Source organism: Mycolicibacter terrae, from assembly GCF_010727125.1.
GTDB classification, from domain to species: Bacteria; Actinomycetota; Actinomycetes; order Mycobacteriales; family Mycobacteriaceae; genus Mycobacterium; species Mycobacterium terrae.
Window position 1 is genome coordinate 2,063,210 of the sequence record NZ_AP022564.1, and the last position, 18,843, is coordinate 2,082,052.

19 protein-coding genes are annotated in these 18,843 nt (G+C 70.1%); 16 read left to right on the forward strand and 3 right to left on the reverse strand.

Annotated elements, in window-relative coordinates:
• Positions 1-35 precede the first annotated feature (35 nt).
• The 7 genes from pafA (at position 36) to G6N23_RS10020 (ending at position 8,356) form a co-directional block, all read left to right on the forward strand.
• Positions 36-1,397 carry a Pup--protein ligase gene (gene pafA, locus G6N23_RS09990; protein ID WP_095173875.1) on the forward strand — a complete coding sequence of 454 codons (1,362 nt, stop codon included), beginning with the start codon at positions 36-38 and terminating at the stop codon, positions 1,395-1,397.
• 77 nt (positions 1,398-1,474) lie between these two features.
• A complete protein-coding gene (locus G6N23_RS09995) occupies positions 1,475-2,470 on the forward strand; it encodes a helix-turn-helix transcriptional regulator (protein WP_085259317.1) in 996 nt (331 codons plus the stop codon).
• Positions 2,467-3,414 (forward strand): helix-turn-helix transcriptional regulator, encoded by a 948-nt coding sequence (locus G6N23_RS10000; RefSeq protein ID WP_085259318.1) that lies wholly within the window; start codon positions 2,467-2,469, stop codon positions 3,412-3,414. The genes G6N23_RS09995 and G6N23_RS10000 overlap by 4 nt, the downstream gene beginning before the upstream one ends.
• 75 nt (positions 3,415-3,489) lie before the next feature.
• Positions 3,490-3,717: a Sec-independent protein translocase subunit TatA gene (gene tatA, locus G6N23_RS10005; protein WP_085259319.1), complete on the forward strand. Its 228-nt coding sequence runs from the start codon at positions 3,490-3,492 to the stop codon at positions 3,715-3,717.
• A 33-nt stretch (positions 3,718-3,750) separates the two neighbouring features.
• Positions 3,751-4,662, forward strand: a complete 912-nt coding sequence (gene tatC / locus G6N23_RS10010) for a twin-arginine translocase subunit TatC (RefSeq protein ID WP_085259480.1) — start codon at positions 3,751-3,753, stop codon at positions 4,660-4,662.
• Positions 4,663-4,788: 126 nt separating this feature from the next.
• Positions 4,789-7,545, forward strand: a complete 2,757-nt coding sequence (locus tag G6N23_RS10015; RefSeq protein ID WP_085259320.1) for a DEAD/DEAH box helicase — start codon at positions 4,789-4,791, stop codon at positions 7,543-7,545.
• Between the two features lie 73 nt (positions 7,546-7,618).
• Positions 7,619-8,356: a DUF4333 domain-containing protein gene (locus tag G6N23_RS10020; protein ID WP_085259321.1), complete on the forward strand. Its 738-nt coding sequence runs from the start codon at positions 7,619-7,621 to the stop codon at positions 8,354-8,356.
• A gap of 32 nt (positions 8,357-8,388) precedes the next feature.
• Here G6N23_RS10020 and G6N23_RS10025 read toward each other — a convergent pair whose 3' ends face one another.
• On the reverse strand, positions 8,389-9,372 hold the full coding sequence (locus tag G6N23_RS10025) for a 5'-3' exonuclease (protein WP_085259322.1): 984 nt from the start codon (positions 9,370-9,372) through the stop codon (positions 8,389-8,391).
• Positions 9,373-9,410: 38 nt separating this feature from the next.
• Between G6N23_RS10025 and G6N23_RS10030 the strand changes: the two genes are divergently transcribed.
• Positions 9,411-10,532 (forward strand): M24 family metallopeptidase, encoded by a 1,122-nt coding sequence (locus G6N23_RS10030; RefSeq protein ID WP_085259323.1) that lies wholly within the window; start codon positions 9,411-9,413, stop codon positions 10,530-10,532.
• Here the strand turns inward: G6N23_RS10030 and G6N23_RS10035 are convergent.
• Positions 10,529-10,942 carry a F420-dependent biliverdin reductase gene (locus G6N23_RS10035; RefSeq protein ID WP_085259324.1) on the reverse strand — a complete coding sequence of 138 codons (414 nt, stop codon included), beginning with the start codon at positions 10,940-10,942 and terminating at the stop codon, positions 10,529-10,531. The genes G6N23_RS10030 and G6N23_RS10035 overlap by 4 nt on opposite strands.
• A gap of 35 nt (positions 10,943-10,977) precedes the next feature.
• Between G6N23_RS10035 and G6N23_RS10040 the strand changes: the two genes are divergently transcribed.
• The 4 genes from G6N23_RS10040 to ric all read left to right on the forward strand — a co-directional run bounded on the left by G6N23_RS10040 (position 10,978) and on the right by ric (position 13,413).
• Positions 10,978-11,727, forward strand: coding sequence for an SDR family NAD(P)-dependent oxidoreductase (locus G6N23_RS10040; RefSeq protein WP_085259325.1), 750 nt, complete (start codon positions 10,978-10,980; stop codon positions 11,725-11,727).
• Between the two features lie 127 nt (positions 11,728-11,854).
• Positions 11,855-12,172 carry a hypothetical protein gene (locus G6N23_RS10045; protein WP_085259326.1) on the forward strand — a complete coding sequence of 106 codons (318 nt, stop codon included), beginning with the start codon at positions 11,855-11,857 and terminating at the stop codon, positions 12,170-12,172.
• A gap of 70 nt (positions 12,173-12,242) precedes the next feature.
• Positions 12,243-12,626: a PPOX class F420-dependent oxidoreductase gene (locus tag G6N23_RS10050; RefSeq protein ID WP_085259327.1), complete on the forward strand. Its 384-nt coding sequence runs from the start codon at positions 12,243-12,245 to the stop codon at positions 12,624-12,626.
• Positions 12,627-12,711: 85 nt separating this feature from the next.
• Positions 12,712-13,413 carry an iron-sulfur cluster repair di-iron protein gene (ric, locus tag G6N23_RS10055; protein WP_085259328.1) on the forward strand — a complete coding sequence of 234 codons (702 nt, stop codon included), beginning with the start codon at positions 12,712-12,714 and terminating at the stop codon, positions 13,411-13,413.
• Between the two features lie 2 nt (positions 13,414-13,415).
• On the opposite strand, the gene G6N23_RS10060 is transcribed toward ric, so the two are convergent.
• The gene (locus G6N23_RS10060; protein WP_085259329.1) at positions 13,416-14,117 is read right to left on the reverse strand and encodes a dienelactone hydrolase family protein; all 702 of its coding nucleotides are present in this window, start codon (positions 14,115-14,117) and stop codon (positions 13,416-13,418) included.
• A gap of 65 nt (positions 14,118-14,182) precedes the next feature.
• On the opposite strand from G6N23_RS10060, the gene G6N23_RS10065 reads away from it, so the two are divergent.
• The 4 genes from G6N23_RS10065 (at position 14,183) to G6N23_RS10080 (ending at position 18,795) form a co-directional block, all read left to right on the forward strand.
• Entirely contained in the window at positions 14,183-14,686 is a 504-nt protein-coding gene (locus G6N23_RS10065; protein ID WP_085259330.1) for an FxsA family protein, read from the forward strand.
• Positions 14,687-14,800: 114 nt separating this feature from the next.
• Entirely contained in the window at positions 14,801-16,333 is a 1,533-nt protein-coding gene (locus G6N23_RS10070; RefSeq protein ID WP_085259481.1) for an amidohydrolase, read from the forward strand.
• The gene (lnt, locus tag G6N23_RS10075; protein ID WP_085259331.1) at positions 16,326-18,050 is read left to right on the forward strand and encodes an apolipoprotein N-acyltransferase; all 1,725 of its coding nucleotides are present in this window, start codon (positions 16,326-16,328) and stop codon (positions 18,048-18,050) included. The genes G6N23_RS10070 and lnt overlap by 8 nt, the downstream gene beginning before the upstream one ends.
• On the forward strand, positions 18,043-18,795 hold the full coding sequence (locus G6N23_RS10080; protein WP_085259332.1) for a polyprenol monophosphomannose synthase: 753 nt from the start codon (positions 18,043-18,045) through the stop codon (positions 18,793-18,795). The genes lnt and G6N23_RS10080 overlap by 8 nt, the downstream gene beginning before the upstream one ends.
• The last annotated feature ends 48 nt before the right edge of the window (positions 18,796-18,843 follow it).

Here is an 18,843-nt window from a genome sequence, read left to right on the forward strand (position 1 = left end):
ACCGTTGCGGTTGCCCAACCAGTACGCTCGATGACGTGCAGCGCAGAATCATGGGCATCGAGACCGAGTTCGGTGTCACCTGCACCTTCCACGGCCACCGGCGACTGTCACCCGACGAGGTGGCACGGTACCTGTTCCGCCGGGTGGTGTCATGGGGCCGTAGTTCGAATGTGTTCCTGCGCAACGGCGCTCGGTTGTACCTCGATGTCGGCAGCCATCCCGAGTACGCCACCGCGGAGTGCGACAACCTGACTCAGCTGGTCACGCACGACCGGGCCGGCGAACGGGTGCTCGAAGACCTGCTGATCGATGCCGAGCAGCGGCTGGCCGATGAGGGGATCGGCGGCGACATCTACCTGTTCAAGAACAACACCGACTCGGCCGGCAACTCCTACGGCTGCCACGAGAACTACCTGATCGTGCGGGCCGGGGAGTTCTCCCGGATCTCCGACGTGCTGCTGCCGTTCCTGGTGACCCGTCAGCTGATCTGCGGCGCCGGCAAGATACTGCAGACCCCCAAGGCCGCAACCTTCTGCTTGTCGCAGCGCGCCGAGCACATCTGGGAGGGCGTGTCGAGTGCCACGACGCGCTCCCGGCCGATCATCAACACCCGCGACGAACCGCACGCCGACGCCGAGAAGTACCGCCGGCTGCACGTCATCGTCGGCGACTCCAACATGTCCGAGACCTCGACACTGCTCAAGGTGGGCAGCGCGGCACTGGTGCTGGAGATGATCGAGGCGGGGGTGCCCTTCCGCGACTTCTCCCTTGACAATCCCATCCGGGCGATCCGCGAGGTCAGCCACGACGTCACCGGCCGCCGCCCGGTGCGCTTGGCCGGGGGACGTCAGGCCAGCGCCCTGGACATCCAGCGCGAGTACTACGGGCGGGCCGTGGAGTACGTGCGGACGCGCGCGGCCAGCAACCCGCAGCTCGAGCAGGTCATCGATTTGTGGGGCCGCCAGCTCGACGCGGTCGAAACCCAGGATTTCGCCAAGGTGGACACCGAGATCGACTGGGTGATCAAACGGAAACTGTTCCAGCGCTACCAGGATCGCTACGACATGGAGCTGTCGGACCCGAAGATCGCCCAGCTCGATCTGGCCTACCACGACATCAAGCGTGGCCGCGGCGTCTTCGATCTGCTGCAGCGCAAAGGCCTGGCCGCTCGGGTCACCACCGACGAGGAGGTCGACGAGGCGGTCGACACCCCGCCGCAGACCACCCGTGCCAAGCTGCGCGGTGAATTCATCAGTGCCGCACAGGCAGCCGGGCGCGACTTCACCGTCGACTGGGTGCACCTCAAGCTCAACGACCAGGCTCAGCGCACCGTGCTGTGTAAGGATCCGTTCCGCTCGGTCGACGAGCGGGTCAAGCGGCTGATCGCCAGCATGTAGCCGTCCAGGCCTCAAAGCCGCGCCGGCTGACCACATCCGACCGACCCGGCACCCGGCAGCGCCTATTGTCTATTTTCATGGCGACCGCCAAAGTCGAACGACTCCTCAATCTTGTCATCGCGCTGCTGTCCACCCGCGGTTACCTCACGGCGGAGAAGATTCGCGCCACCGTGATCGGCTACGGCGACAGCCCCAGCGACGACGCGTTCTCCCGGATGTTCGAGCGCGACAAGAATGAGCTGCGTGACCTGGGCATACCCTTGGAGACCGGCAAGGTGTCGGGTCTCGACACGGTAGAGGGGTACCGCATCAACCCCGACGCCTACGCGCTGCCCGCCATCGAGCTGACCCCCGACGAGGCGGCCGCGGTCGCCGTCGCCGTCCAACTGTGGCAGTCCCCGGAGCTGCGCGCCAACGCCCAAGGCGCGGTGGGCAAACTGCAGGCCGCCGGCGTCGAAGTGGATCCCGATCGCGCCGACGTGCTGGTCGCACCCCCGGCGGCGCTGCCCGGCATCCATCGCGCCGAGCCGGCGCTGGGGGCGCTGATGGATGCCGTGCAGGCGCGCCAGGCCGTGCAGTTCGGCCACCGCCCGTCGCCGGTGGCGCCCTACGCCACCCGCACCGTGGAGCCGTGGGGTGTGGTCACCCATTCCGGCCGGTGGTACCTGGTGGGCCACGACCGCGACCGCGACGCGGTCCGCACCTTCCGGATGTCACGCATCGCCGATGACGTCACACCGATCGGGCCGCCGGGCGCGGTCGCCCGACCCGACGGCGCCGATCTGCGCCGGATCGTGGCGGCCGCCGTGGGGGAGGCCCCCAGCGGAGTGCAGGCCCGCATCTGGGTCGCCGACGATCGGGCCGTGGCCTTGCGCCGGGCCGGCACGGTACTGGGCCGCGAATCGCGGGCCGGCCGCGACGGCGACATCATCGGCGTCGACATCGGCACCCACGACCGGCTGGCCCGCGAGATCGCCGGATACGGGGCCGACGCCGTCGTGGTGGACCCGCCCTCGCTGCGCGACGACGTGGTGGCCCGGCTCACCGCCTGCGCCCAGGAGGTCTCGGCGTGAGCCACCTGTCGAATCGGCTGGTCCGGCTGCTGAACATGGTGCCGTATCTGCAGGCCCGCCCCGGGATAACCAAGAAGCAGGCCGCCGCCGAACTCGGCGTGACCCTGGCGCAACTGCAGGCCGATCTGCATCAGCTGGTGATGTGTGGACTGCCCGGGTATGGGCCCGGCGACCTGATCGACGTGACGTTCTACGAGGATCGCCTCGACGTCCACGAGTCCGCGGGGGTGGATCGGCCGTTGCGGCTCACCTCGCCGGAGGCCACCGCCGTGCTGATGGCACTGCGGGCACTGGTCGGCATGCCCGGCATCGTCGATCCCCGAGCGGCCCGCAGCGCGATCGCCAAGATCGAGAACGCCGCCGGTGAGGCCGCCCAGCGGGCGATCGAACCTGCGGGCGAGGATGACCCGGTCGCCGGGATCGTCCGCGACGGCGTGCACCGCCACCGGGCGCTGGCCATCGACTACTACGCCGCCTCGCGAGACACCTCGTCGCACCGGATCGTCGACCCGATCCGGGTAGTGCTGATCGCCAACCACAGCTACCTGGAGGCGTGGTGCCGAGAATCCGCGGGCGTGCGACTGTTCCGCTTCGACCGCATCGACGGCGCCGAGGTGCTCGACGAGCCTGCCGCACCGCCGGAACCGGCGCGGCAGGCCGAGACCGACACCTCGCTGTTCGACGCCGACCCGTCGATGCCGGTCGCGACGGTGCGGGTGGCGCCCTCGGCGGCGTGGATGTTCGAGTACTACCCGATGCGACTGGTGGGCGAAGTGGCCGACGGCTGGCGGGAGGCGGAGATGACCTATGCCTCCGACGAGTGGTTGACCCGGCTGCTGCTGGGGATGGGCGATGAGGTTCAGGTCGTGGCGCCCCAGTCGCTGGCGGCCCGGGTGCGCGACGCCGCGGCGGCCGCACTGGCGGCCTACGCCGGCGCCGGCTAGCGGTCGGCGGCGCGCGGAGGCGGGCCGACCTGCGGTCCTGCGGTAGCATCGAGGCGACGTCTGGAGGTAACCGAAGTGGGCAGTCTCAGTCCGTGGCACTGGGCAATCCTGTTGCTCGTAGTGGTCGTGCTGTTCGGCGCCAAGCGGCTTCCCGACGCGGCCCGGTCGCTCGGCAAGTCACTGCGAATCTTCAAATCGGAGATCCGCGAACTGCAGGGCGACGACAAGGCAGAACCATCGGCCACGCCGTCACCAGTACAGTCCGAACGCGTCGAGCCACCGGCTGACCCGCGGTCGGCCTAGGCTCTCGTCTCCCCAGCGCCCGAGCGCCCCGTGATGGTGCGTGCCACCAGCTTCGTCAAGCGGCTTGACCCACGCCAACGGCGCAGCCGCACCAATCCCGACGGGACGATGTCGCTCGTCGACCATATCCGCGAACTGCGTACCCGGCTGTTGTTGTCGCTGGCCGGTATCGCCGTCACCACCGCCTTCGGGTTCGCCTGGTACTCGCACGGCTTTCTGGGGCTGGAAAGCCTCGGCGAGTGGCTACGACATCCCTATTGCGCGCTGCCCGACTCCGCGCGGGCGCAGATCGCATCGGATGGACACTGCCGATTGCTGGCAACCGGGCCGTTCGATCAGTTCATGCTCCGGCTCAAGGTCGCTGTCGCCGCCGGCGTGGTGCTGGCCTGCCCGATCTGGTTCTACCAGCTGTGGGCTTTCATCACGCCGGGGCTGTACCGCAAGGAGCGGCGCTTCGCGGTGGTGTTCGTGGTCTCGGCCGCCGTGCTGTTCGTCACCGGCGCCGTGCTGGCTTATCTGGTGCTGGCCAAGGCGTTGGGATTTCTGCTGACCATCGGCAGCGACGTCCAGGTGACTGCGCTGTCCGGCGAACGCTATTTCGGGTTCCTGATCAACCTGCTGCTGGTGTTCGGAATCAGCTTCGAGTTCCCGTTGCTGATCGTGATGCTCAATCAGGTCGGCGTGCTCAGCTACGCCCGGCTGGCAGCGTGGCGGCGCGGGCTGATCTTCGCGGTGTTCGCCTTCGCCGCGGTGGCCACGCCGGGCTCCGATCCCTTCTCGATGACCGCGCTGGGCCTGGCGCTGACGCTGCTGCTGGAGTTCGCGATCCAGATCGCCCGGTTGCACGACCGACGCAAGGCCAGGCGGGAGGCCGCCACGCAGCTGCGCGACGATGAAGCCTCGCCCATCGATACCCCCGCACCCGTCGCCGCCCCGCATGAGTAGGCCCACCCCGCCGCCGGTGGGCGCCCCAGACCGGCGAGCGTGCGTGTTTGCGCCGCGACACGCCGGTTTTGTCGTACAACTGTGCACGCTCACACAGGCCCACAGCGACCACGGCTGCGTGCCGGCATGACCGAACTGAGCCTGTTCACCGCGCAACTGCCGTTCGGGCTGGACGACTTCCAGCGCCGGGCGTGTGAGGCCCTGCAGGACGGTCGAGGGGTGCTGGTGTGCGCGCCGACCGGCGCCGGCAAGACCGTGGTCGGCGAGTTTGCTGTGCACCTGGCCCTGGCCGCCGGCGGAAAGTGCTTTTACACCACGCCGATCAAGGCGCTGAGCAACCAGAAGCACACCGACTTGGTCGCTCGCTACGGCAAGGACCGGGTGGGTCTGCTGACCGGCGACCAGTCGGTCAACGCCAACGCGCCGGTGGTGGTGATGACCACCGAGGTGTTGCGCAACATGTTGTACGCGAATTCACCCGCCCTGCAGGGTCTTTCGCATGTGGTGATGGACGAGGTGCACTTTCTGGCCGATCGGATGCGCGGCGCGGTCTGGGAGGAGGTCATCCTGCACCTGGCCGACGAGGTGCGGCTGGTCAGCCTGTCGGCGACGGTCAGCAACGCCGAAGAGTTCGGCGGCTGGATCCAGACGGTGCGAGGAGACACCACCGTCGTCGTCGACGAGCACCGCCCGGTGCCGCTGTGGCAGCACATGCTGGTCGGCAAACGGCTGTTCGACCTGTTCGAATCGCGGCCCGACGCCGACGGACCGGGCACCCCGGGCCGGCCGCGCGTCGACCCACAACTATTGCGGCACATCGCCCATCGCCGGGAGGCCGACCGGCTCACCGACTGGTCACCGCGCCGCCACTCGGGCCGGGGCGGCCCCGCACGGCCGAGCTACCGGCCTCCGATGCGCCCCGACGTGATCGCCGTTCTGGACTCGGCCGGCCTGCTGCCGGCGATCACCTTCGTGTTCTCCCGGGCAGGCTGCGACGCCGCGGTCAAGCAGTGCCTGCGCTCGCCGCTGCGGTTGACCAGCGAAGAGGAGCGGGCCCGTATCGCCGAAGTGATCGACCACCGCTGCGGCGACCTCGCCGACGACGACCTTGCCGTGCTGGGCTATTACGAATGGCGCGAGGGGCTGCTGCGCGGTCTGGCCGCCCACCACGCCGGAATGCTGCCGGTGTTCCGCCACACCGTCGAGGAGCTGTTCACCGCGGGCCTGGTCAAGGCCGTGTTCGCCACCGAGACACTGGCACTGGGCATCAACATGCCCGCCCGCACGGTGGTGCTCGAACGCTTGGTCAAGTTCAACGGTGAGCAGCATGCCGCCCTGACCCCGGGTGAGTACACCCAGCTGACCGGCCGGGCCGGCAGGCGCGGCATCGACATCGAAGGCCACGCGGTGGTGTTGTGGCACCCGGGGGAGAGCACCGCCGATCCCGAACAGGTCGCCGGGCTGGCGTCCACCCGTACCTTCCCGTTGCGCAGTTCGTTCGCGCCGTCCTACAACATGACGATCAACCTGGTGCAGCAGATGGGCCCCGAGCAGGCCCACCGGTTGTTGGAGCAGTCGTTCGCCCAGTATCAGGCCGACCGGTCGGTCGTCGGCCTGGTGCGCGGCGCCGAACGCGGCGAACGGACCCTCGATGAGATCGCTGCCGACCTCGGCGGCCGTGACTCGGCGGTGCTCGACTACGCCCGGCTGCGCGCGCAGATCTCCGAACGTGAACGCGCCCAGGCGCGTGCCTCACGGTTACAGCGCCGCCGCGCCGCCAGTGACGCGCTGGCGGCGTTGCGAAAAGGCGACATCATCACCCTCACCCACGGCCGCCGCGGTGGCCTGGCGGTGGTGCTGCAAGCCGATCGGGATTCGGACGAACCTCGGCCGCTGGTGCTCACCGAACACCGCTGGGCGGGCCGGATCTCCTCGGCGGACTACTCGGGCGCCGTGCCTCCGATCGGCACCATGAACCTGCCCAAACGGGTGGAACACCGCCAGCCCCGGGTTCGCCGCGATCTGGCCTCGGCGTTGCGGTCCGCAGCGGCCGGGCTGGTGGCGCCCGGCCCGCGCGGGCGGCGCGGCGGCGGCCCGCAGGACGACCCGGTGGACCCGGAACTGGCGGCGCTGCGGCAGCGGATGCGCGATCATCCCACCCACGCGGAACCCGACCGTGAGGTCAAGGTGCGCACCGCCGAGCGTTACCTGCGCGTGGAGGCCGACAACGCGCAACTGCGCCGGAAGGTCGAAGCGGCTACCAACTCACTGGCCCGCACCTTCGACCGGATCGTCGGCCTGCTCGCCGAGCGGGGCTTCATCGCCGTCGGTGACGGCGATCCGAAAGTGACCGCCGACGGCCGGACGCTGGCTCGGATCTACAGCGAAAGCGACCTCTTGGTCGCCGAGTGTCTGCGTACCGGGGCGTGGGACGGCCTCGGCCCGGCCGAGCTGGCCGCGGTGGTCTCCGCGGTGCTCTACGAGTCACGCGGTGCGGACGGCCCGGGCGGACCACCGACCCTGCAGCCGCCTACCGAGTCGGTGCGACGCGCCCTGCATCAGACCCGAAAGCTCTCGGCGGCGCTGCGGGCCGATGAGCGCCGGCACGGCATCACGGCGAGCCGGGAACCCGACGACGGCTTCGTCGCCGCGGTGTACCGCTGGGCGCGCACCGGCGACCTGGCCTCGGCATTGGATGCCAGCGACCACACCGGCGCGGCCGGTTCGCCGTTGTCGGCGGGTGACTTCGTGCGCTGGTGCCGGCAGGTCCTCGACCTGCTGGATCAGCTGCGCAACGCGGCACCCGGCGCCGAGTTGCGGTCGACCGCGAAACAGGCCATCGACACGGTTTTGCGCGGCGTCGTCGCCGTTGACGCCGGGTAGGCTGGTCCGGGCGCTACGGTGAAGAGCCGGCGGTGATCAGCACCCGCTACGCGAGAGGACTCGAGGAACAACGATGAGCGGACCGCAGGGATACGACCCGACGCAGCCGTGGCAGCCTCAGCAGCCCGGGCAGCCCGAAGAGGGCACCGGAGCGGGTCCGGCAACAGGCGCCGAGCAGCAGTGGCAGCCACCGGCCTACACGCCGTCGCAGTACCCGCAGCAGACCTCATACCCCTCGGCACCGCAGTATCCCGGCTATCCGCAGCCCGAGCAGTACGGTCAGCCGGCGCAGTACGGCCAGCCCGGCCAGTACGGCCAACCCGCTCAATACGGTCAGCCGGGTCAGTACGGCCAACCGGGCCAGTACGGTCAACCCGGCCAGTACGGCCAGTCGGGCCAGTACGGCCAACCCGGCCAGTACGGTCAGTACCCGCAGCAGCCGGGCCAGTACGGGCAGCCCGGGTCCGGGAGCAAGCGCCCGACCGCGCTGGTGGGCACCGTGCTCGCCACCTGCCTGGGGATCGCCGCGCTGGTGGTGCTGGTGCTCGGGTTCTGGAAGCCCGGGTTCTTCGTGACGACCAAGCTCGACGTCGAGAAGGCCCAGCAGGGTGTACAGCAGATCCTGGCCGACCAGACCAACGGCTACGGCGCCAAGAACGTCAAGGACGTGCGGTGCAACAACGGTCAGAGTCCGGTCGTCAAGCAGGGTGACACGTTCAACTGCGAAGTCAGCATCGACGGCACCAAACGTCAGGTGACCGTCACCTTCCAGGACAACTCCGGTACCTACGAGGTCGGTCGGCCCAAGTAGTCGCGAAGCTGGGACCGCCACATTAATCCGGCTCAGTCCGGCAGCGTGTCGAGTGCCCGCTGCAGCCGGGCGATCGAGGATCCCACTCCCAGGCGTTCGGCCAGTGCGGCGACGCGCGGTGGGTCCGCAGCCACCCGTGGCAGGGTGTCCGACGGCGTCGACAGCTTGACCGGGGCATCGGTGGCGACCCGCACCACCGGTCCGGCGGCGGCGATGTAATCCTGCGCCGCCTGCAATTTCGCCCGCACACCCTTGGCCATCGGCGAGTCCGGATCGGCGGCGGCGGCCAGCACCGCCGCCAGCGAGCCGTACTGGGCCAGCAGCCCGACGGCGGTCTTCTCGCCGATACCGGGCACTCCGGGCAGCCCGTCGGAGGGATCACCGCGTAGCAATGCCATCTCGGCGTAGGCGGCGCCGGCGCGCTCGGCGGGCAGGCCGTAGCGCTCTGCCACCTCCGCCGGGCCCAACAGGGTCGCCTGTGCCAGTCCGCGTCCCAGGTAGAGCACCGAGACCGCGACGGGGCGGTCGGCGACGACCTGCAGCAGGTCGCGGTCGCCGCTGACGACGATCACCGGGTCCTTGCGTTCGGCGGCGGCCAGCGTGCCCAGCACGTCGTCGGCCTCGAAATCCGGTGCTCCGGCGGTGGCGATCCCGAACGCATCGAGCAGCTCGGCGATCATCTCCACCTGCGGACTCAGGTCGTCGGGCACCTCCTCGATGTCGACGGTATCGGCGGGGGCCGCTGGTCCTGCCGGTCCTGCTATTCCCTCCTCGGCCACCCGGTGGGCCTTGTAGGAGGCGACGAGGTCGACCCGCCACTGTGGTCGCCAGTCCAGATCCAGACAGACGGCCAGCCGGTCGGGACGCTGCCGGGTGATCAGGGTGGCCACCGAGTCGAAGAAGCCGCGCACCGCGTTCACCGGCCGGCCGTCGGGCGCGGTGATCGAGGACGGTACCCCGAAGTAGGACCGGAACCACATACTGGCACCGTCGAGCAGCAGCACGGGAGCAGTCATGGGTCCCACCCTATTTCCCGCCGGTTAGCCTGGCAGACGTGACTTCCCGGTTCGACAGCAGCGTTTACGCCCATCGCCTGACCGCCGCGGCCGCCGCCAGCGCCGACGCCGGCCTGGCCGGGATGGTGATCACCCCGGGTTACGACCTGCGCTACCTGACCGGATCACGCGCCCAGACCTTCGAGCGGCTGACCGCGTTGGTGCTGCCCGTGTCCGGCCCGCCCACCATGGTCGTGCCGCGGCTGGAGCTGGCGGCGCTGCGCGAATCCGCCGTGGCCGACCTGGGTATCGCCGTGCAGTCCTGGGTCGACGGGCAGGACCCCTACCGCCTGGTGGGTGAGGCGCTCGGGGCCTCGCCGGCGGCCGCGGCGGTCGCCGATTCGATGCCGGCGCTGCATCTGCTGCCGCTGGTCGAGGTGCTCGGGGAAACTCCGGTGCTGGCCACCGAGGTGTTGCGTGAGCTGCGAATGATCAAGGACCCCAGCGAGATCGACGCACTTCGTATGGCCGGCGCGGCGATCGACCGGGTGCATGCCCGGGTGCCGGAGTTTCTGGTGCCCGGCCGCACCGAGGCCGACGTCGCCGCTGATATCGCCGAAGCGATTGTCGCCGAAGGGCATTCGGAGGTGGCATTCATCATCGTGGGTTCCGGGCCGCACGGTGCCGACCCACACCACGAGTGCTCGGATCGCGAGTTACGGCCCGGCGACATCGTCGTGGTGGACATCGGGGGTCCGGTCGAGCCCGGGTACCATTCCGACTCGACCCGGACCTACAGCCTGGGAGAACCTGACGCGCAGGTGGCGCAACGCTACTCGGTGCTACAGCGGGCGCAGCGCGCGGCGGTCGACAGCATCCGACCCGGGATATCGGCGCAGCAGGTCGACGCGGCGGCGCGCGATGTGCTGGCCGAGGCGGGGTTGGCGGAATATTTCGTGCACCGCACCGGGCACGGCATCGGCTTGTCGGTGCATGAGGAGCCCTACATCGTCGCCGGCAACGACGTGGCACTGGCCGCCGGAATGGCGTTCTCGGTCGAGCCGGGCATCTACTTTCCCGGCGAGTGGGGCGCCCGGATTGAAGACATCGTGATCGTCACCGAGGACGGCGCCGAGTCACTGAACAACCGGCCGCACGAGTTGGTCGTGGTGGCCGTCTAACGGTTACCGCGGTCGAGCAGATCAGCAGACCCCAGCACGCGCTCCACCTGTACTTCGATCACCACGCGCTGCGGGTTGACCCGCGGCGTCCGGTATCGCTGGGCGTAGCGCAACTCGGCGTCGCGCACGGCTGCGGCCGCGTCGTTGACGCTGGCGCTGCCCTCCAGTGAGAGCCAGCGCGCGCCGTCGACCTGGCTGAGCACGGCCACCCCGGCGCGCTCGGCGTTGACCGCCTTCTGCGAGCCGCCGGTGGTGATCACCCGGGCGATATGGGTCTTCGGATCGAAGGTGAAGCCGACCGCGACCACGTGCGGAGAGTTGTCGGCGCGCAGGGTGGTCAGCATCGCCAGGTGACGTTCGGTGAGAAAGGCCAGTGCGTCACTGGTGAGCCGGGTCGTCGCGTTCGCCATCACCGTTCACGCTAGCGCAGGCGATAATCGCAGCCGTGAACGACACGGTTGACGGGCCGGTGGTGATTTTCGGCGGGCGCAGCGAGATCGGTGTGGAACTGGCGTGCCGGCTGGCGCCCGGGGCGACGGTGGTGCTCGCCGCCCGGGCCGCCGACCGACTCGACGCCCAGGTCACCGCCGTGCGCGAGGCGGGTGCCGCGGCGGTGCACACGATGGAGTTCGATGCGGACGACCTAGCCGGCCACGGCCCCCGGGTTGCGGCCTTGATCGCCGAGCACGGCCCGATCGGCACCGCCGTGCTGGCCTTCGGGATCCTGGGCGATCAGGCGCGCGCGGAAGCCGATGCCGCGCACGCAGTGGCCGTGGTCCACACCGACTATGTCGCGCAGGTCAGCCTGCTCACCCATTTGGCCGCGGCGATGCGCGCCGCGGGCCGGGGCCGCATGGTGGTGTTCTCCTCGATCGCGGGGGTGCGGGTACGCCGTGCCAACTACGTCTACGGCTCCGCCAAGGCCGGCCTGGACGGGTTCGCCAACGGACTGGCCGACGCCTTGCACGGCACGGGGGTGGGGTTGCTGATCGTGCGTCCCGGGTTCGTCATCGGGCGGATGACGGCCGGCATGAAGCCGGCTCCGCCTGCCAGCACCCCAGCCCAGGTGGCGGCCGCGACCGCTCGGGCCCTCGCGCGGGGCCGGCGCACGGTCGCGGTGCCCTGGATGCTGCGGCCGATGTTCGCCCTGATGCGACTGGTGCCCCAGGCCGTCTGGCGCCGAATGCCGCGCTGACCGGGCAGAGGATCGTAATCCGATTGTCGTAGCGTTGCAGGAAACTGGCACTGACGTAAGAAAAAACAGAGGAAATTCGTCCGACGGTCTGGTCTCAGCCCGCCTAACAGGACTATGGTCTAAAACCATGGACGATCGTGAGAAAGACCCATCGGTGGTGTTGCCCTATCTGATCGGGCGGCCGCTCCCCGCGACCGAGGTCTATGAAGCCTTCGGCTATCGCAAGTCGGCGTACTACAAGGCGGCGCACGAAGGCCGGCTCATCACCGCGGACAATCTGCTGCGGGTTGCCAAGCACTTCGGCTTGAACGCCGTCGATCTGCTGGTGCGCTACGGGCTGATCTCGGCCGACGCGGTGGCCGCCTACGTGGATACGGCGCAACCCAAGCCCGTGCTGCCCAAGCTGGCCGACCTGCACCCGCTCCCGGCCCGGCCGCCGCTGTAGCCGAGCGGCCCCGCTCGCCCCTTCATCAGGGATCCCGGCGCCGACGCTCCGGGCGGGTAGATTCACGTCCGTGGCCCCGACGTTTGCTGAGATCGCCAAGTCCGACTATCTGTTGCTGACCACATTCACCAAGGACGGCCGCCCCAAGCCCACTCCGGTGTGGGCGGCCGCCGACGGAGACCGGCTGCTGGTGATCACCCAGGAGTCGTCCTGGAAGGTCAAGCGGATCCGCAACACCCCGCGCGTCACCCTGGCGGTCTGTGACATGCGGGGCCGACCCAAGGGCGAGGCGATCGAGGCGGTGGCCACCGTATTGGACAAGGCGCACAACGGCGCCGTCTACGCCGCGATCGGCAAGCGGTACGGGATCATCGGGCGGGTGTTCAACCTGTTCAGCAAGCTGCGGGGCGGCATGCGCAACAACGTCGGGCTGGCACTGACCGCCGCCGGCTGAGGCCACGACTCCGTCACATATAGTGGACTTAAGTCATTAAAATTAGCATTGTTGGGTTGGACCCACCGACAAACTAGGAGCTCTCGTGGCCACCTTCACCTCCGACCAGATCCTCGGCGACATCGTGACCGCCGACCCGTCGACCACACGCATCCTGAGCAAGTTCGGGATCGACTTCTGCTGCCACGGCCAACGGACACTCAATGATGCGTGCGCCGCCGACGGCGTCGACGCCGATCAGCTGCTCGCGGCACTCAACAGCTCCGGCCAGCCCGCTCAGCGCGCCGACTGGGCCGACTTCGACGACGCCTCGCTGATCGCCCACATCGTCAGCACCCACCACCGGTTCCTGTGGGACGAGTTCCCCCGGCTGGCGGAGCTGGTCGACAAGGTGGCACGGGTGCACGGCCCCAACCACGGCGAGCTGGCACGCGTCCGGGAGCTCTTCCACCAGCTTCGCGCCGGCATGGAGCCGCACCTGCGCACCGAGGAGACCATGCTGTTCCCCGAGATCAGCCTGCATGCCGGCCGGCCCGACCGCCCGCTGTCGGATGAGGTGCGCAACGAACTGGCCGAGAACCAGCAGGAGCACGACAACGCCGGCCACCTGCTCGCCGAACTGCGGGAACTCACCGACGGCTACACCATCCCGGCAGACGCCTGCGCCAGCTACACCGCGATGCTGGCCGGCCTGGCGGACCTGGAGAGCGACATCCACCTGCACGTACACAAGGAGAACAACGTGCTGTTCCCGCGGGTGCTCGCCGGGGCCGGCAGCCTCACCTGAGCTCAGCCGAGGGCGTGGAGGTGTTCGTCGAAAAACGCGAACACCCGCGCCCAGGCATCGGCGGTCGCGGCGTCGTTGTAGCCGAAGCCGGCGATGCGGATCAGCGGCTGGGCGGGCAGCTTGTTGGCGAAGCTGTGCCCCGCTCCGGGATAGACCTTGATGTCGTGCGGGATGTTCTTGCGCTCGGCGACCCGGCGTAACCGGTCGGGGGCGCCGGCGCCCAGCGGATCACGACCGCCGAAACTGGCGACGATCGGGCAGGCGCCCTCGAGTGTTTCGTCGAGGTGGCGCGGCAGCGGAGTGCCATAGAACGGGGCGGAGGCCCCGAAGCCCTTGGGTGACAAGATCAATGAGAACTGCCCGCCCATGCAGAAACCGGCGATACCGACCTTCCCGGAGCACTCCGGCATGCCCAGCAGATGATCGCGGGCGGCCAGGATGTCGTCCAGGGCGCGGCCGCGCTGGGTCAACAGCTCGCGGAACACCCGGGTGATGCAGCGCGCCCGGCCGCCGCGCGAGTACAGGTTCGGCGACACCGCGAGGTAGCCCGCGCCGGCGATCCGCTCGGAGATGGCTTCCATGTCCGCGGCGTAGCCGATCGCGTCGTGGATCACCACCACTCCAGGCCACGGCCCGGGCCCGTCCGGGATGTCCAGCAACGCCTCGATGGGCCCGTCGGGGGTCGCGATTTCGATGGTCGTCATCGCCTCAACGTATTCCCCGGTCCGCCGGGAGGGAACCTCCTCGGCGGCCCGGACGTTGGGGTGGCATGGCGAGCGCTGTGTTGCGGATGTTTCTGATCTACGCCGTGGCCGAGTCGGCCGCGGTTGCCGCACTGATCTGGGCGATCGGATTCGGCTGGACGACGCTGCTGTTGCTGGGCGCCTTCGTGGGCGGGCTGGCGCTGTCGGCAGGACAGGTCCGACGTCAGGTCAGGCGGCTGCGTTCGGGAGCCGGGCCCGGTGTGCTCACCGACGGCGGCCTGGTCGCGGCGGGCACCCTGCTGGTGCTCGTCCCCGGCCCGCTGACCACGCTGGCGGGCCTGTTGCTGCTGGCACCCCCGACCCGTACCGCCGCCCGGCCACTGCTGGCCGCGCTGGCCACCGCCGGGATCGGGCGCCACACGCCGCTGGCGGCCGCCACGGTGGCCGGCGGACGCTGGTATACCGCTCGGCGCGCTGCGGGCCGCCGCACCGACGACTACATCGACGCCGAAGTGGTCGACGTCACCGACGTCCGCCCCGTCCAGCCGCCCGCCTTGTCGGTCGGCTGACCCGGCGCTACCGACACCCCGTACTTTTACGGCGTGACAGTCGTGCCCGGGGCTCCCACCTTGCTGCTGCTCGGCGGCCGCATCCACAGCCCGACTCATCCGGACGCCACCGCGATGGCGGTCCGCGACGGGACGGTCGCCTGGCTGGGCAGCGACGCCGTCGGCCGCGACCAATTCCCGCGAGCCGACGTGCTGGACCTCGACGGGGCTTTGGTGACACCGGCTTTCGTGGACAGCCACGTCCACGTCACCGAGACCGGGCTGTGCCGCACCGGTCTGGATCTGCGGGCGGCTACCTCCCAGCGGCACTGTCTGCAGCTGATCGCCGACTATGCGACAACCCATCCCGACCAGCCGATCTGGGGCCACGGCTGGGACGAATCCGGCTGGCCCGACGGTGGTGCCCCGGACACCGAGGCGCTCGACGCGGTGGTGGGGGACCGGCCTGCCTATCTGTCGCGGGTCGATGTCCACTCCGCGCTGGCCTCCAGCGGGCTCCGCACCCGGGTGCTGGAACTCCCGGGACGACCCGACGCCGCGGCGCCGCTGGCCGGTGCGGCCCACCACCTGGTGCGTGCCGCGGCCCGCAACCTGCTCACCAGCGCCCAGCGGGCGGCCGCCCGCACCGCCGCGCTCGACGCCGCGGCCGCGGCCGGGATCGTCGCGGTGCACGAGTGCGCCGGCCCGGACATCGGCGGCCTGGACGACTGGCGGGAGCTGCGGGCCCTCAGCGAGCAGGGTGACGGTGTCGAGGTCATCGGTTACTGGGGTGAGGCGGTCAGCAGTGCCACTCGGGCGCGCGAACTCCTCGCCGACACCGGCGCCCGCGGTCTCGGCGGCGACCTGTTCGTCGACGGCGCCCTGGGCTCGCACACGGCCTGGCTGCACGAGCCCTACGCCGACGCCGCGGACTGCACCGGGGTTCGTCACCTGGACCCCGACACCGTCGGCGCCCATCTGTGGGCCTGCACCGAGGCGGGGGTGACCGCCGGTTTCCACGTCATCGGCGACGCCGCGGTGTCCTCGGTGGTCGCGGCGCTGGAACGGGTGGTGGAGCACTTCGGGGTCGCCGCGGTGGCACGCTGCGGGCACCGGCTGGAGCACCTGGAGATGGTCAGCGCCGAGCAGGCCGCCAAGCTGGGGTCCTGGGGCGTGATCGCCAGCATGCAACCCGTTTTCGACGCGCTCTGGGGCGGCGACGACGGCATGTACGCCCAACGGCTGGGGGCGCAGCGGGCTGCCGGGCTGAACCCGTTCGCGCTGTTAGCATCCCAAGGCGTGCCCCTCGCGTTCGGTTCGGACAGCCCGGTGACCACTCTCGATCCGTGGGCAGCGGTGCGCGCGGCCGCACACCACCGCACACCGGGCAGCGCGGTGTCGATGCGGGCGGCGTTCGCCGCGGCCACCCGCGGCGGCTGGCGAGCCGCCGGCGTCAACGACGGCATTAGCGGAACCCTGGTGCCCGGAGCCCCCGCCTCCTACGCGGTCTGGGAGGTCGCCCGGCTTGCCGTGCAGGCGCCTCGCGATACCGTTCAGCGCTGGTCGACCGATCCGCGCTCCCGGGTGCCGGCGCTACCGGTGCTGGAACCCGGTGACACGCCGAAATGCCGGCGCACCGTGCACCGTGGTGTGGTCCTTTATGGCTGACCCCACGGAGGATCCGGAGACACCCCACGGTCCCGCAGCGCCGAACCGGTTGGAGCGGCTGGGGATCGCGGCGGCCGACCGCTGGGCCCAGCTGGCGGCATCGGTGGTCGCCGGCATGTTGCTACGGGCCGGCTTCCCGCCGCTGAACTGGTGGTGGGCGGCGATTCTGGCGTTCTCGCTGTTGGCCTGGGTGCTTATTCACCGCGAGACCACCGTCGGCGGCGGGTTCGGCTACGGGCTGCTGTGCGGGCTGGCGTTCTATCTGCCCCTGCTGCCCTGGGTCGGCGGTCTGGTCGGCGCCCTGCCCTGGCTGCTGTTGACCCTGATGTGTGCGCTGTTTCCCGCCGTGTTCGGATCTGCCGCCGTGGTGGCTCGCAGCCTGCCGGGGTGGCCGATCTGGTTCGCCGTGCTGTGGGCGGCCCACGAATGGGCCAAGTCGGTGTTCCCCTTCGGCGGTTTCCCCTGGGGCGCCGTGGGTTACGGCCAGACGGCAGGGCCGCTGCTGCCGCTGGTTGCCCTCGGCGGGGTTCCGCTGCTCTCGACGGCCGTGGTGCTGACCGGCTGCGCCGGCACCGCGCTGGCGGTGGAGATCGTGCGGTGGCTGCGTGAGGAACCGCCGAGCGACCCGGCACGCGACGTCGGCCGCCCGCCTGCGGTGTTGCTGCCCGGCCTGTGCATCTGCCTGGTGCTGCTGGCCGCGATCGTGGTGTGGCCCGGTGTGCGCCGCTCCGGCGTAGGAGCCGGTGATGACCCGGCGATCACCGTGGCGGCGGTGCAGGGCAACGTGCCGCGCCTCGGGCTGGACTTCAACGCCCAGCGCCGTGAGGTGCTGGACTATCACGTCCGTGAAACCCTCCGGCTGGCCGAGGACGTCGAGGCCGGCCGGGCCTCCCAGCCGCTGTTCGTCATCTGGCCGGAGAACGCCTCGGACATCGATCCGACGGTGAACGCCGATGCCGCCCAGCAGATCACCCTGGCCGCCCAGGCGATCGACGCCCCGATTCTGGTGGGCACCGTGCGGGCGGCGCCGGGCTGGACCCGCGAGGACCCGGTGGCGATGAATTCGGTGCTGGTGTGGGATCCGCAGACCGGGCCGGGGGAGAGCCACGACAAGCGGATCGTCCAGCCGTTCGGGGAGTACCTGCCGTGGCGCGGGTTCTTCCGGCACCTGTCCGGTTACGCCGACCGCGCGGGATATTTCGTACCGGGTCACGGCGACGGGGTGGTGCATGTCGCCGGCGTCCCGGTCGGGGTGGCGACCTGCTGGGAAGTGATCTTCGACCGCGCGCCGCGCCAGTCGGTGCTGGCCGGCGCCCAGCTGCTGGCCGTGCCGTCCAACAACGCCACCTTCGACGCGACGATGAGTGAGCAGCAGCTGGCGTTCGCCAAGGTTCGCGCCGTCGAGCACAACCGCTACGTCGTCGTCGCCGGAACCACCGGCATCAGCGCGGTGATCGCCCCGGACGGCCGCGAGCTGGCCCGCACCGGCTTCTTCGAGGCCGCCTACCTCGACGGCCACGTGCGGCTGAAGACCTCCCTGACGCCGGCGACCCGATGGGCGCCGATCCTGCAGTGGCTGCTGGTCGGTGCGGCCGTTGCGGGCCTGCTGGTAGCCGTACTGCAAAATGGACACTTCCTGCGCGGTCGACAGCGGCGTTGGTTCAACAGGCGTCCCACCGGCGCCGAGGTAAAGGGGAGGAGCGGCGCCGATGACTGAGCGTCCCAGCCTGCACACGCTGGTGGTGATACCCACCTACAACGAGCTGGAGAACCTGCCGATCATCCTGGACCGGCTGCAGCAGGCCCGCCCGGATGTGCACGTTCTCGTGGTCGACGACGGCAGCCCCGACGGCACCGGGCGGCTGGCCGACGAGCGGGCGGCCGCCGACCCCGAACGCATCCACGTGATGCACCGGACCGCCAAGGCCGGGCTGGGTGCGGCATACCTGGCGGGTTTCGCCTGGGGACTGGCCCGCCCTTACGAGGTGGTGGTCGAGATGGACGCCGACGGCAGCCACGCTCCCGAACAGCTGTACCGGCTGTTGGATGCCATCGACGCGGGCGCCGATCTGGCGATCGGTTCGCGTTACGTCGGCGGCGGGGCGGTCCGCAACTGGCCGGTGCGTCGCCTGGTGCTCTCCAAGACCGCCAACACCTATGCGCGGCTGCTGCTCGGGGTGGGAATCCACGACATCACCGCCGGCTACCGCGCCTACCGTCGCGGGGTGCTGGAGAAGATCGGGCTGGACGCGGTGGACTCCAAGGGGTACTGCTTCCAGGTCGACCTCACCTGGCGCGCCGTCAACAGCGGCTTCACCATCACCGAGGTGCCGATCACGTTCACCGAACGCGAACTGGGCGTCTCGAAGATGAGCGGCTCCAATATTCGCGAAGCGATGGTCAAGGTCGCGCGCTGGGGAATCGGCGGCCGGATCAACCGACTCCGCGGCGCACGCGGCTGACCGGGCACGATTCGTCAGGTTTTGCAGGGCCGCGCTCGCGGCCCGGGG